We start from the raw sequence: 14,315 nt of genomic DNA, 5'->3' as shown, positions 1-14,315 counted from the left end.
GGGGAGCGGTGCGTCCCGGGCTTCGTGAACGCCAGGACGGAACCGGGAGAACGACGTCATCGTGCTCAGGTCTCTCGCTACCTGGATCCGCTCGCACAAGACCATCGCGTCGGCCATCGCCATAGCGCTCGTGGCCTCCGTTCCGGTCACCTTCGCCGTTCTGCACAAGGGCTTCCCGACAGACGATGTGAACCTGGACGCCAGGGACGTCTGGGTCACCAACGGCGACAAGCTCATGGGCGGCCGACTCAATCATCAGATCGACGAGCTCGATGCCGCCGTCACGGCAGCGTCGAGCAGCCTCGACGTTCTGCAGGACGGCTCGGCATACTTCCTCACCGACTCCAAGAACGGCACCCTCGAACGCATCGACCCCGCCTTCGTCTCGCTCGTGGACAGGGTGAGCATTCCCGCAGGATCGAAGGTCTCGTACGGCGGCAGCACCGTCTCGATCACGTCGCCCGACGGCAAGGTCTGGGTGCTCGACGCATCCTCCCGCCTGGCGTTCGATCCGTCGAAGACGAAGCCGTCGGCCAAGCTCGGGGCGGGCACGCAGACCGTCGTGACGAAGACCGGCATCGCGTACAGCGTCTCGCCGGCCAAGCACGTCCTTGTGCGGTTCGATCACCCTGGTGCCGAAGCGCAGTCGTCGAACCTCACGGTCTCGTCCGCATTCCAGCTCTCGTCGGTCGGCGACCAGCCAGTCGTGCTCGACACGAAGACCAACAGGGTGCTGATCGGCACGGGTACGAGTGTGAACCTGCCGTCCAAGGCTGTTCAGCTGCAGCAGCCCGGCGCCGCCAACGGCTACGTCCTGCTGGCTTCAGGCAGCGCGCTCATGAAGGTTCCGCTCGGAGGCGGTCACGTCGATGTCGTGGGTGCGGGCATCAGGCACGCCGTCGTCAGGGCAGATCAGGTCTCGGCACCCGTCTGGTTGAACGGATGCTCGTACGGAGCGTGGGCGGGCGCGGGCCGTTACCTCTATGCGTGCGATGGCAAGGCATCCGTCGGCATCGACATCGCGCAGCAGGTCAGTGGCGATGATCTCGAGTTCCGGGTGAACCACAGCGTGATCGCGCTCAACAACCTGCGCAACGGCGACGCCTGGGTGGTCTCCAACCATATGCGCCTCGTGCAGAACTGGGCGACGTTGAAGCCCAACGATTCGCAGGTGAATGGCGACACCGGGCAGGAGAAGCCCGTGCTGCAGTCGTTCCAGGACACGCTCGCCCATCGCACCCAGGTGAACCACCCGCCGACCGCTGTGGATGACGGCTTCGGAGTGCGCGCGGGCCGGTCCACCGTGTTGCCGGTGCTCGACAACGACACGGATCAAGACGGCGATGTGCTGACCGTGACGCAGGTGACGCCTGTTCCTGCTGCGGAGGGGGGCCTCGACATCATCCAAGGCGGCAGGGCCGTGCAACTGACGGTTCCACCGGACGTCACAGGCAGCGTCTCGTTCAGATACACGATCGACGACGGCAGGGGCGGCACTGCCACCGCCCAAGTGAATGCGACGGTGCATCCGGCCACGCAGAACGCGGCGCCGGCGTCCAAGCGCGAGAGCGACGCATCCGTCGAGGTGGGTCAGGCCGTCACGTACGACGTGCTGAACGATTGGAGCGACCCCGACGGCGACGACATCTCGCTGTCGTCGGCTCAGTCGACAACGGACGACCAGGTGCAGTTCCAGCCGGACGGCAAGATCACGTTCCTGAGCAAGAACGGCCAGACGGGTGTCAAAGAGGTTCGCTACACAGTGACCGACGGGCATGCCACCGCGACCGGGTCGCTGATGGTCACCGTGAAGCCGCAGGGCTCGCTCGATCCGGTTGCAACGCCGGACTTCGCCTCCGGAGTGATCGGCGAAGGCATCAAGGTCGACCCGCTCGGGAATGACCTGTCTCCTTCCGGCGATGAACTCACTCTGGTGGGCGCGAACAACGACAGCGGCCCCTCAGAGCCGTCCGTCGTGACGGACCCGCAGAAGGGGACCGTTACCGTCACCGCCTCGACGGCCGGTGAGTTCTACCTGAAGTACACGCTGGGCGCCGGGGCCAAGACGACGAGCGGACTCATCCGCGTGGATGTCGAGGACGGCGGAGGCGACGCGGGCCCGATCGCTGTGGCAGACGACGCCTACGTGCGGCCAGGAGAGACCACGACCGTCAATCCGCTCGCGAACGACACCTCGCCGTCGGGCCGCGTGCTCGCCGTGCGCACCGTGCAGAAGACGGATGCCTCCGCCGACCTGAACGTCGAGCTGCTCGACAACCAGGTGGTCAAGATCACGTCGCCGTCGGTGCTGCCACAGCAGGTGCAGCTCAACTACGTGGTCTCCGACGGCGTGAAGGAGGCGACCTCGACCATCACGGTCGTCCCGATCCCGCCGCTCGTCGTTCACCAGCCGCCCGTCGCCGTTGACGACACGGCCACCGTTCGGGTGGGCGATGTCACGACTGTGAACGTGCTCGACAACGACTACTCGCCAGACAACGAGCCGTTCAACCTCGATGCCAAGCTGAAGGATGCCTCCAACGAGGGAGCGGGCGCTACGGCCTTCGTGAGCGGCAAGACCGTGCGCTACCAGGCGCCGACCGAGCCCGGACAGTACTCCGTCACGTACAGCATCAGCGACAAGTGGCAACAGGCGGCAGTCGCCACGGTGACGTTCATCGTGACCGGCAAAGACGGCAAGGACCAGCAGCCCGCTCCGTCGACGCTCACGGCGCGCGCCTTCGCAGGGTCGAGTATCCCCGTGACGGTTCCGCTCGACGGAATCGATCCGGACGGCGACTCGGTCACCCTCGACGGCATCGTGAGCCAGCCGAGCCTGGGACGCATCGCCAGCTCGACATCCGACTCGTTCACCTATGAGGCGTACCCGGGTTCGGGGGGCACTGACACGTTCACGTACAAGGTGACCGACACGTACGGCAAGAGCGCAACCGGAACCGTGCGCGTCGGCGTGGTGCCTCGGCCGAGCAGCCTGCAGCCGCCGGTGGCCGTGAACGACACCGTCGAGGTCAAGCCGGGCAAGACGGCATCCGTTCCCGTGCTCGCCAACGACTCCGACCCGAACGGTTACACCATCTCGGTGCAGAAGAAGCTGTCGGACGTCGATGCCGCGCTGAAGGCATCCGTGCACGGCAAGATCGTGCTCGTGCAGGCGCCCGACAAAGAGGGTGTCTACGTCGCGAGGTACACGATCACCAACGGCCAGGGCGGCCAGGACAGCGCTTACGTTCAGGTGATCGTCACCGATAACGCGAAGCCCGTGTACCCCACGGCGATCGACCAGGTCGTGGAGCCGGCGCAGGCAGTGGGCAAGAGCTCGGTGAAGGTGAACGTGCTCGACGGCGCAGTGAACCCCTCCGACCTCGTGGAGAAGCTGAAGATCGGGCTGACGGGCCCGAACGCGAAGTACGGTTCGGTCGGCTCGGACGGCGACGTGGTCGTCAAGCCGCAGCACGAGCGCGTGGCCGTCGCTTACACGCTGACCGACCCCGCCACTGGCCTGGCGGGCGAGGCTTTCATCATCGTGCCGCCGGCATCGGACGGAACGCCGCCGCCCACCGTCAAGGTGCCGCAGCAGATCGTGGCGATGAACGCCACGAAGACCTGGAAGCTGTCCGACGTCATCGACGTGCCGTCCGGCCGCCCGGCCAAGATCACGGGACGGGGCGGCGTCACGGTCACGCACTCGAGCTCGGCCGGATTCGTCGACGATCAGACGCTGACGTTCACTGCCCAGAAGGACTATCGCGGTCCGGCGGCGATCACCTTCAAAGTGGACGACGGGCGCGAACCGGGCGCCTCCAGTGACCGCGTGACCTCGCTCGTTCTGCCGATCACGGTTGGAAACCCTGACCAGTCGGATGTTCCTCCCACCTTCACGCCGCCGAACATCACCATCGAGGCGGGCGAGAACGCCACGAACGTCGACCTTCGTGCGTCGAGCTACCACCCGAATCCCGAGATCCTGAACAAGCTCACCTACACGGACTTCTCCGGTGCATCAGGCGGAATCATCGCGAACCCGAGCGGTTCGACACTGGCGGTGTCGGCGGCGTTCGGTGTGCAGCCCGGCACGACGGCGACCATCCGCTTCAAGGTGAACTCGCCGACGACGTCGATCGACGGATCGGTCAACGTCAAGGTCGTGAGCTCGACGCGGCCGCTTGCGCAGCAGAAAAGCGCTCCGCAGACCATGGACATGAAGCGCGGGCAGTCCAAGACCCTCGCCAGTGCGACCAGCGATACGTACTGGGTCAATCCGTTCCCTGGGCACCCGTTGACGATCAGGAGTGCCAAGCAGGTGAGCGGACCCAAGGGGGCCACAATTACCTTCACCGACAACTCGATCACCGTGAGCGCTGCAAGCGGCGCAGACATCGGGACGGTGAATGTCCAGTACACCGTCGAGGATGCCACGAAAGACCCGGCGCGCACGAATGCCACGATCGGCCGACTCCAGGTCGCGATCCACGACGTGCCCGCCCAGCCCTCGGCGCCGACGGCGGCAGAAAACGGTGACGGATCCATCAAGGTCACCCTGAGCAGGGAGCCGACGAATAACGGCAAGCCGATCAACGACTACGTCATCTACGCGAACGGCAGCAAGGTAGCGACCGAGATGAGCCTCGGCACCTATGCCATCCCCGTTACGAACGGAAAGGCTTACACGTTCACGGTCGTGGCCGAGAACGACGACGGGCCGAGTCAGTCCTCACCTGCAAGCAATTCGGTGACGACGTACGGGACGCCTGCGACGCCAGCAAGACCGTCGATCTCAGAGAGCGGCAACGACCCCAATGGGAAGGTCAGTTTCAGCTGGAGCCAGCCGGACACCAAGGGTGGCTTGAAGACCTACGAATGGAAGCTCAGCAATGGGCAGACCGGCCAGACGCAGTCGACAAGTGATTCGGTCAACGGACTCAGCACTGGGAACTACTACGTGCAGGTACGCGTCGAGAATCTGGGCAGCAAGTGGAGCGACTGGTCTGCGCCGAGCAGTACGGTCAACGTTCCCAACCCGCCGCCGCCGGCGAAGTCCGTTTCACTGTCCCGCGGCGCCCGCATTCCGGGCGCGACGTCCACCTGCGGTTCAGGCAATTGCTATTACTACATCGTCGATGCAGCGCACTTCCCGGCCAATACGACCGTGACGTTGACGCTGTACTGCCCGAACGAACTGAACCATCACGATTACACGACCGACGCAAGCGGATCGCTCCACATCAACACTCAGAACACCCAGTACAAGACGTATTGCGGGTTCAGCGCTCGCGCCGACGTCAACGGCACTTCGAGTCCATCCGTGGATTTCGGCAACTGATCAGGAGACACCCATGGCAGTAACGCAAGAACAGGCGACCTGGTTCGCGGGCGCCTTCGGGCAGCTGGTGGCCAACGTCGACAAGGCGATCCTGGGCAAGGAGCACGCCATCAAGCTGGTCGTCGCTGCCATGCTCTCCGGCGGTCACGTGCTGCTCGAAGACGTGCCGGGCACGGGTAAGACCGTGTTGGCCAAAGCACTCGCGAACACCATCCAGGGCACCCAGTCGCGCATCCAGTTCACGCCCGACCTGCTGCCCTCGGATGTGACCGGCGTCACGATCTACGACCAGTCCAGCGGGCACTTCGAGTTCCACCCGGGCCCGATCTTCGCCTCCGTTGTGCTCGCCGACGAGATCAACCGTGCATCACCGAAGACGCAGTCCGCGCTGCTCGAGGTGATGGAGGAAGGCATCGTCACGGTCGACGGCGTGAGCCATCCCGTCGGCACGCCGTTCATGGTGATCGCCACGCAGAACCCCATCGAGCAGGCCGGAACGTACACGCTGCCGGAGGCACAGCTCGACCGATTCTTGATCAAGACGTCGCTCGGCTACCCCGACCACGAGACGACGGTGCAGCTGCTCATGGAGTCGTCGAATCGGGCGCGTGCGGCATCCGTCTCGGCGATCATCGCCTCCGAGTCGGTCACGACGATGTCACAGTTGGCCGCAGACGTGCACACCGACGGTGCTGTCATGGGCTACCTGAGCGAGCTCGTGAGCGCTACCCGCAGCGACAAGGATGCCGCGCTCGGCGTGAGCATCCGCGGTGCCCTCGCGCTCGCTCGCGCCGCGAAGACGTGGGCCATCGCCTCGGGCCGCACCTACGTGACTCCCGACGACGTGCGTGAGCTCGCCGTTCCGGTGCTTGCACACCGCGTGATCGTCGACCCGGAGGCGGAGTTCGCCGGGGTCAAGGCCGAGGACATCGTCGACCGCGCGGTGGCGACCGTGAACCCGCCCGTGTACCGGGCGGCGTGATCAGACGGTGACGACGGCAGAGCGGCAAACGCGCTCGCAGGCATCCTTCGCCCTGCGAGGGCTTTTACGTGCCCTGCGTGACGGATCGTCGGCGCTTTGGCGTCGCCTGCTGCTCGTGATCGAGACGCCGCTGTCGGCGGTCGCGCGCGGCGGTCGGACGGTGACTCCGCTCGGCTGGATCGTCGTGTGCGCCGCCGTCGTCTCGTTCCTGCTCGCATTCGTGCTCGGGTGGACCGAGTTCGGCTACATCGGCTTCGCCCTCGCCGGTGGGATGCTCGCCGCCTGCGGCTACCTGTTCGGTCGCGGCACGTACCGGGTCGCCATCGAGCTCAATCCGCGTCGCGTCACGGCCGGCGACCGAGCCATGGGCCGCATGGAGGTCATCAACACAGGAGGCAGGCCGGCGCTCCCGACCCGTATGGAGCTGCCTGTGGGGGAGGGCCTCGCGGAGTTCGTGGTGCCGCGGCTGGCCCCAGGCGCCGACGACGAGAGCCTGTTCGCGATCCCCACCGAGCGCCGAGCGCTGATCGTGGCGGGCCCGGCTATCAGCGTGCGCGGCGACCAGCTGGGTCTGCTGAGGCGCACGACCAGGTGGACCGACCAGGTGGAGTTGTTCGTTCACCCCAAGGTCACCCGCATCGCCGCGACCGCCCGTGGCCTGGTGAAAGACCTCGAGGGCCAGACCACGAAGGCCATCACCGACAGCGACCTCGCTTTCCACGCGCTGCGGTCGTACGAGCCGGGCGACGACATCCGAAACGTGCACTGGCGCAGCTCCGCACGCACGGGACAGTTGATGGTGCGGCAGTACCAGGAGACCAGACGGTCGCAGCTGCTGCTCCTGATGAGCGCGGACAGCAGGCTCTACTCCTCCGACGACGAATTCGAGCTCGCGGTCTCGGCGCTGGCGTCGGTCGGTGTCGAGGTCATCTCCGAGGAGTCGCAGCTCGACGTGCTCTGGGAGAACGCGCGACTGCGCGAGCGAACGCCCATGACGCTGCTCGATGACACCTGCCGCATAGAGCAGATCGCCAGCCGTTACTCCACGCTGCGCGAGTTCGCCCGCACGGTCGGCGCGCGCTTACCTGAGCCGAGCCTTGTGATCGCAGTGGTCGGCAGCAACGTCGAGCTCCGTGAACTGCACGGGCTCTCCACGCTCTACCCTGCCGACACTCCGGTGATCATCGTGCGCGCCGCCGTCGACGGCGACCCGGGCCTGCGCAGAGTGGGCAACGCCATGGTCGCGACGATCACGAAGCTGCCGGAACTCGCCGGCCTGTTGCAGAGGGCAGGGCGATGACCGCAGCCGCGCCCCCGATCCCCGGACGGCGAACGCAGAAGCAAGCGACCGCGGAACGCTGGATCGCGACGCTGACGCGCGTGCGGGCATCCGTGTGGGCCGACGTGGCGGTGTACGGGACGCTCGCGATCATCGCTCTGCTCGGCTTCGCACCGGCGTTCGGCCGACTGGGTTACCTGGTCGCAGGTGTGGGCGGACTCGTGGTCGGCTCCGCCGTGGCCATTGCCGGCGTCGCCTTCCGGCTGCCGGTCGTGACGACCGTGCTCGTCGGCATCGCCGCGTACTTCGTCTTCGGCACGGCATTGGCGCTGCCCGGCGAGGGAGTCCTCGCGGTCGTGCCCACGCTCACCTCGCTCGGCGACCTCGCGACGGGCGCCGTCTTCGGGTGGACGGATGCCGTCACGCTGCGCGCCCCGCTCGAGGCGCCGCCGTACCTGGCCGTCGTCCCATATGCCGCAACCCTCGCCGTCTCGCTTGCCTGCGTCACCCTCGCCATGCGGATGCCCTCAGCAGGCAGGCACGCGACGTTGCGCGCCGCGCTTCTCGTCGCCGGGCCCACGCTGCTGTTCCTCACCGCGATCCTCCTCGGCACGCAGGATGCCTACTTCGCGGGTGTGCGAGGCGTCGCGTTCGTCGCCATCGCGCTCGGTTGGCTGGGCTGGCGCATCCGCACCTCGAAGCGCTCGATCGCCGTCGACCCTGGGCTCACGCGTCGTGCGATCGCCGGATCGGCCGTTGTGGTGCTCGTCGCCGTGGTCGCCGGTGGTGTGCTCGGAGCTGTCGCGTCGCCCTCGTCGTCCTCGCGCTTCGTCGTGCGCGAGGCCGTGCAGCCCCCGTTCAACCCGCTGGACTACCCGGCGCCCTTGGCAGGGTTCCGCAAGTACACGAACGACATGCGCACGACCAAGCTGTTCTCGGCGAGCGACCTGCCGAACGGTGCGCTCGTGCGACTCGCCACGATGGACAGCTACGACGGCGTCGTGTGGAGCGTGACCGGCCCGGGGGAGCAGACCGCGGCATCCGGCAGCTTCGAACTCCTCGGCAGCAGCATTCCTGCACCACCGCTCTTCACGCCCGGATCGAAGACCACCTCGAAGTTCAGCGTGCTCGGGTACGACAACGTGTGGCTGCCCACGCTCGGCTACATGGATGCCCTCCGGTTCGGCTCCCATCCCGGCGACGCCGACCCGCGCGACACGGTCCGGGTGAACACGGCGACCGGAACGACGGCGGTCACCAGCGGCGTCTCCCGCGGCATGGCCTACACGGTGCAGGCCACAGCACAGAAGATCCCCAACGACAAGGCGCTCAAGAACGTGCCGGTCGCCATGACGGCGATGCCGAGCGTGACCAACGTGCCAGACGTGATCGCAACGAAGGCCGAGCAGTACGCGGGCGGCTCCGCCAGCGCCATCCAGAAGCTGCGCAACATCGAGCGGTCACTGAAGAAGCTCGGATACCTGAGCCACGGTCGCGCATCCGACCCGGTGCCGTCGCGGGCGGGCGAGGGTGCCGACCGCATGAACGACCTGCTGCAGAAGACGCCCATGGTCGGCGACCAGGAGCAGTACACCTCGGCGTTCGCACTCATGGCAAGGCATCTGGGCTACCCGGTTCGTATCGTGATGGGCTTCAAGGCGCACGGCACGGGCACGGGCACCGTGACGTTCACCGGCAACGACGTGACGGCGTGGGACGAGGTCGCATTCCAGGGGGTCGGCTGGGTGCCGTTCTTCCCGACCCCGACGAAGACGGACGCGCCGAAAGACCAGACCGTCAAGCCGAAGCTGCAACCGCAACCGCAGGTGCGGCAGCCGCCGGATTCGCCGCCGAAGGCAGATGATCTGCTGACGCCCGTCAAGACGAAGGACAACAAGCCGCCCAAGGAGCAGCACGCTTTCGCGCTCCCGGTGTGGGCGTACTACGTGCTCGGCGCGATCGTGCTGGTCGCGCTGGCCCTCTTCCTGCCGATGCTCGTCGTCGCCATCCGCAAGCGGCGTCGAAGGCTGCGGCGCGCACGAGGTCCAGGGGATCTGCGCGCGGCAGGAGCATGGGACGAACTCGTCGACGGCTTCGGCGAGCTCGGGTACGCCGTGCCCGAGGTGGCGACCAGGCAGCAGACCGCGGCCTCGCTGCAGGCGCAGTCGGCCGAGCAGGGCATCCCCGTCGAGGCAGGCAGCCTGACGGACCTCGCGGCCGAAGCGGATGCCGCGGTGTTCGACGGATCGGACGTGTCGGAGGAGCGCAGCGCACGGCTCTGGCAAAAGGTGGATGCCACGCTGAACACGGTCTCCGAGTCCGCAGGATGGCTGCGCCGTCGTCTCGCCTCGTACCGTTTCGCCAGACGACGGACCCGGGCCCGGGTGTCGCCTCGTTCGACGATGTCGAAATCGGGCGCGCCGGTATAGTGACGCCCGTGGACACGCCGGGTTTCATCACGCCGCCGCCCGGGCTTGTTCCGCCCAGGCACGACACCGACACCCGCACCGAGCGGATGCCTCGCCCCGGTCCGTCTCTTCCCGCGTTCAACCCGCCCGGGCCCGCTTCCGGCGATGCGCAGGCGAACGCCGCACCGGCGTGGCTCGTGGTGCTTCCCACCGGCGCACGGGTCCCGGTGAACGGAGCGCTGCTCGTCGGGCGCAACCCCGTGCGATTCGAGCCGTGGAACACCGCAGATCTGCTCCCGGTGGACGACCCGGCCAGGAGCGTCTCGAAGACGCACGCCGCGATCGAGGTGGCAGGCGACGGCATCCGCGCCACCGACCTGCACTCCACGAACGGCGTCAGCGTGCTCGATGTCTCAGGCGCGGCGACCCCGCTCGTCCCAGGCGCTGCGACGGAGCTCGCGGCGGGCAGCACGCTTCTGCTCGGCAGCTACCGCGTGCAGGTCATCATGGCGTGAACGCACCTCGCTACTCAGGAACGCGGCCGGCATGGATGCTAACCTGAAGACGTGCTGGTCGTCTCCCTCCTCCTTAGCCGCCGCGACGAGTCCTAGTTCCTTTCAGGCCTCCCTCGTCGCGGAGATCTTTCGTGGCTGAAACCCCGGGCGCTCGTCCGGAAAACACGCAAGGAGAATTCGACAGCATGAGCACAGCATCCGATGCCGTGCGCTCTGACGAGGCAGCAGCCGACGTCGAGCCACCCACGGCACGCGCCCGTACCTTGGCCGAGAAGGTCTGGGACGACCACCTCGTCGTCAAGGGCGAGAACGGCAGTCCCGACCTCATCTACATCGACCTGCACCTGGTGCACGAGGTCACGAGCCCGCAGGCGTTCGACGGGCTGCGGATGGCGGGCCGCCCCGTGCGCAGGCCCGATCTGACGATCGCCACGGAAGACCACAACACTCCGACGCTCGCCATCGACAAGCCCATCGCCGACCTGACGAGCCGCACGCAAATCGAGACGCTGCGCAGGAATGCCGAGGAATTCGGCATCCGACTGCACTCGCTTGGCGATGTCGAGCAGGGCATCGTGCACGTCGTCGGACCGCAGCTGGGACTGACGATGCCCGGCATCACCGTCGTGTGCGGCGACTCGCACACCTCGACGCATGGTGCGTTCGGGGCCATGGCGTTCGGCATCGGCACGAGCGAGGTCGAGCACGTTCTGGCCACGCAGACTCTGCCGCTGAAGCCGTTCAAGACGATGGCCGTCAACGTCGAGGGCGCGCTGCGTCCCGGCGTCACGGCCAAGGACATCATCCTGGCCGTGATCGCCAAGATCGGCACGGGCGGCGGGCAGGGCTACGTGCTGGAGTACCGCGGCAGCGCCATCCGGGCACTGTCGATGGAAGGCCGAATGACCATCTGCAACATGTCCATCGAGGCAGGCGCACGGGCAGGCATGGTGGCACCGGACGAGACCACGTTCGCCTACCTGAAGGGGCGTCCGCACGCGCCGCAGGGGGAGGACTGGGACGCCGCGGTCGAGTACTGGAAGACGCTCACCACCGACGACGACGCGGTGTTCGACGCCGAGGTCTTCATCGACGCCGACACGCTCGAGCCGTTCGTCACGTGGGGCACGAACCCCGGGCAGGGCGTCTCGCTGAGCGACGTCATTCCGTCTCCGGAGAGCTTCGATGACCCGAATGCCCGCACAGCGGCGCAACGCGCGCTCGAGTACATGGACCTGAAGGCGGGCACCCCGCTCAAGGACATCAAGGTAGATGCCGTCTTCATGGGCTCGTGCACCAACTCGCGCATCGAAGACCTCCGCGCATTCGCTTCCGTCATCAAGGGCAAGAAGAAGGCCGACGGCGTGCGCGTCATGGTCGTGCCTGGCTCGGCACGCGTGCGGCTGGAGGCCGAGGCGGAGGGCATCGACAAGATCGTCGAGGAGTTCGGCGCCGAATGGCGCTTCGCGGGATGCTCCATGTGCCTCGGCATGAACCCAGACCAGCTGGCGCCGGGCGAGAGGTGCGCGTCGACGAGCAACCGCAACTTCGAAGGCAGGCAGGGGAAAGGCGGGCGCACCCACCTGGTGTCGCCCGTCGTCGCCGCGGCCACAGCCATCCGCGGCACGCTCTCCAGCCCGTGGGACCTCGATCCGCAGGCGGACCCGTCGGCTACTTCTCAACCCGGGGCTCAGGCGGAGGTGCGCTGACATGGACAAGATCTCAACGCTGACAGGCGTCGCGGTGCCGCTGAAGCGGTCCAACGTCGACACCGACCAGATCATCCCAGCGGTGTTTCTGAAGCGGGTCACCAAGACCGGCTTCGAGGATGCCCTGTTCTACGCATGGCGGCAGGACCCCGACTTCGTGCTCAACCAGGAGCCATATCGGAACGGCGGCATCCTGATCGCCGGCCCCGATTTCGGCACCGGGTCCTCCCGGGAACACGCCGTGTGGGCGCTGCGCGACTACGGTTTCACGGCCGTGTTGAGCCCGAGGTTCGGCGACATCTTCCGAGGCAACTCGGGCAAGCAGGGGCTGCTGACCGGAACCATCAGCGAAGACGACCTGGAGAAGATCTGGGCCGCCATCGACGCCAACCCGGGAATAGAGGCGACGGTCGACCTGGTTGAGCGAAAGGCGAGCATCGCGGGCCTGACCGTCGATTTCGATATCGACGATTACACTAGGTGGCGGTTGCTCGAGGGGCTGGACGACATCGGCCTCACCTTGCGTGATGAGGCGCAGATCACAGAATTCGAAGCGCGCCGCGAGTCGTGGCGGCCCAAGACATTGCCGGTGAAAATCTAGTGAACTCACTTCTTCAGGATGCGCAGGCGGCGGGTGCCCGAATGGGATTGGCTGCAGAAAAGATCACCATCAACGGTGGACGACCGCTCAGGGGACGCATCCAGCTGAAGGGGGCGAAGAACCTCGTCACGAAGGCGATGGTCGCCGCCCTTCTCGCCGACGGTCCGAGCGAACTGCGGGACGTGCCCGACATCAGCGACGTACGCGTCGTGCGTGGTCTGCTCGACATCCATGGAGTGAAGGTCACAGACGGGCCGGAAGAGGGCGTGCTGCTTCTCGATCCGACGGGCGTCGAAAGTGCGCACATGGCGGACATCGACGCGCATGCCGGGTCGAGCCGCATCCCGATCCTGTTCTGCGGGCCTCTGCTGCACGCACTCGGCGAGGCGTTCATCCCCGACCTCGGCGGGTGCCGCATCGGAGACCGGCCCATCGACTATCACCTGGAGGTGCTGCGCCGATTCGGTGCGGTCGTCGAGAAGCTGCCGAGCGGCATTCGCATGACCGCGCCCAACGGCCTGCACGGGGCGAAGGTCGAGCTGCCGTACCCCAGCGTGGGCGCCACCGAGCAGGTGCTGCTCACGGCTGTCAAGGCGGACGGCATCACCGAGTTGCGCGGAGCGGCGATCGAGCCCGAGATCATGGATCTCGTCAACATCCTGCAGAAGATGGGCGCGATCATCACGGTCGACACCGACCGCGTCATCCGCATCGAGGGCGTCTCGCGCCTCACCGGATACAGCCACACAGCCCTGTTCGATCGCAACGAGGCCGCGAGCTGGGCGGCGGCAGCGCTGGCGACCGAGGGTGACATCTTCGTCGGCGGCGCACGCCAGCCGGAGATGCTCACGTTCCTCAACGTGTTTCGCAAGGTGGGCGGTGCGTTCGACATCCACGACGACGGCATCCGGTTCTACCACACGGGTGCACCGCTCAAGCCGGTCATCATCGAGACGGATGTCCACCCCGGCTTCATGACGGACTGGCAGCAGCCGCTCGTGGTCGCGCTCACCAAGGCGAAGGGCGTCTCGATCGTGCACGAGACGGTGTACGAGCAGCGCTTCGGCTTCGTGGACGCCCTGGTGGAGATGGGCGCAACGATCGAGATCCACAAGGAGTGCCTCGGCGGGCATCCTTGCCGTTTCGGTCAGCGCAACTTCAACCACTCCGCCGTGATCTCTGGGCCGACCGAGCTGCACGGTGCGGACATCGAGGTGCCCGACCTGCGTGGCGGATTCAGCCACCTGATCGCCGCGCTCACGGCCAACGGAACATCGACGGTGAGCAACGTGGGCATCATCAGCCGCGGGTACGAGAACTTCATCGGCAAGCTCGAGCAGCTGGGCGCCGACTTCGTCTTCGAGGCGTAAGCCGCCGGCGGCCTGGGCCGCCGGCCGAGCGAGGCTTGGTGTACACGACGAGGCGTGTGCCTGTGCGCCGAGCCTCGTCGCGTGCGCCAAGTCTCGTTGGGGTGCGTTCG

General features: G+C 66.7%; 8 protein-coding genes. All 8 read left to right on the top strand.

The features are described 5' to 3' along the window. Positions 1-61: 61 nt before the first annotated feature. The 8 genes from ACO2Q7_RS03325 to murA all read left to right on the top strand — a co-directional run bounded on the left by ACO2Q7_RS03325 (position 62) and on the right by murA (position 14,205). Positions 62-5,341 (top strand): Ig-like domain-containing protein, encoded by a 5,280-nt coding sequence (locus ACO2Q7_RS03325; protein ID WP_423354209.1) that lies wholly within the window; start codon positions 62-64, stop codon positions 5,339-5,341. A gap of 13 nt (positions 5,342-5,354) precedes the next feature. After that, on the top strand, positions 5,355-6,323 hold the full coding sequence (locus tag ACO2Q7_RS03320) for an AAA family ATPase (RefSeq protein ID WP_423354208.1): 969 nt from the start codon (positions 5,355-5,357) through the stop codon (positions 6,321-6,323). 7 nt (positions 6,324-6,330) lie between these two features. After that, positions 6,331-7,623: a DUF58 domain-containing protein gene (locus ACO2Q7_RS03315; protein WP_423354207.1), complete on the top strand. Its 1,293-nt coding sequence runs from the start codon at positions 6,331-6,333 to the stop codon at positions 7,621-7,623. Beyond that, positions 7,620-10,031 (top strand): transglutaminase-like domain-containing protein, encoded by a 2,412-nt coding sequence (locus tag ACO2Q7_RS03310; protein WP_423354206.1) that lies wholly within the window; start codon positions 7,620-7,622, stop codon positions 10,029-10,031. Before ACO2Q7_RS03315 ends, ACO2Q7_RS03310 begins: the two co-directional genes overlap by 4 nt. Positions 10,032-10,039: 8 nt before the next feature. Then, positions 10,040-10,525 carry an FHA domain-containing protein gene (locus ACO2Q7_RS03305; RefSeq protein WP_423354205.1) on the top strand — a complete coding sequence of 162 codons (486 nt, stop codon included), beginning with the start codon at positions 10,040-10,042 and terminating at the stop codon, positions 10,523-10,525. Positions 10,526-10,710: 185 nt separating this feature from the next. Beyond that, positions 10,711-12,234: a 3-isopropylmalate dehydratase large subunit gene (gene leuC, locus ACO2Q7_RS03300; protein ID WP_423354204.1), complete on the top strand. Its 1,524-nt coding sequence runs from the start codon at positions 10,711-10,713 to the stop codon at positions 12,232-12,234. A gap of 1 nt (position 12,235) precedes the next feature. Then, positions 12,236-12,835 carry a 3-isopropylmalate dehydratase small subunit gene (leuD, locus tag ACO2Q7_RS03295; protein ID WP_423354203.1) on the top strand — a complete coding sequence of 200 codons (600 nt, stop codon included), beginning with the start codon at positions 12,236-12,238 and terminating at the stop codon, positions 12,833-12,835. Further along, a complete protein-coding gene (murA, locus tag ACO2Q7_RS03290) occupies positions 12,835-14,205 on the top strand; it encodes a UDP-N-acetylglucosamine 1-carboxyvinyltransferase (RefSeq protein ID WP_423354202.1) in 1,371 nt (456 codons plus the stop codon). The genes leuD and murA overlap by 1 nt, the downstream gene beginning before the upstream one ends. Positions 14,206-14,315: the final 110 nt, after the last annotated feature.

Origin of the sequence: Rathayibacter sp. KR2-224 (genome assembly GCF_049446075.1) — a bacterium.
Classification (GTDB): Bacteria; Actinomycetota; Actinomycetes; order Actinomycetales; family Microbacteriaceae; genus Humibacter.
Note: the sequence above shows the minus strand (reverse complement) of the source record. Positions and strands in the feature narration are given on the sequence as shown.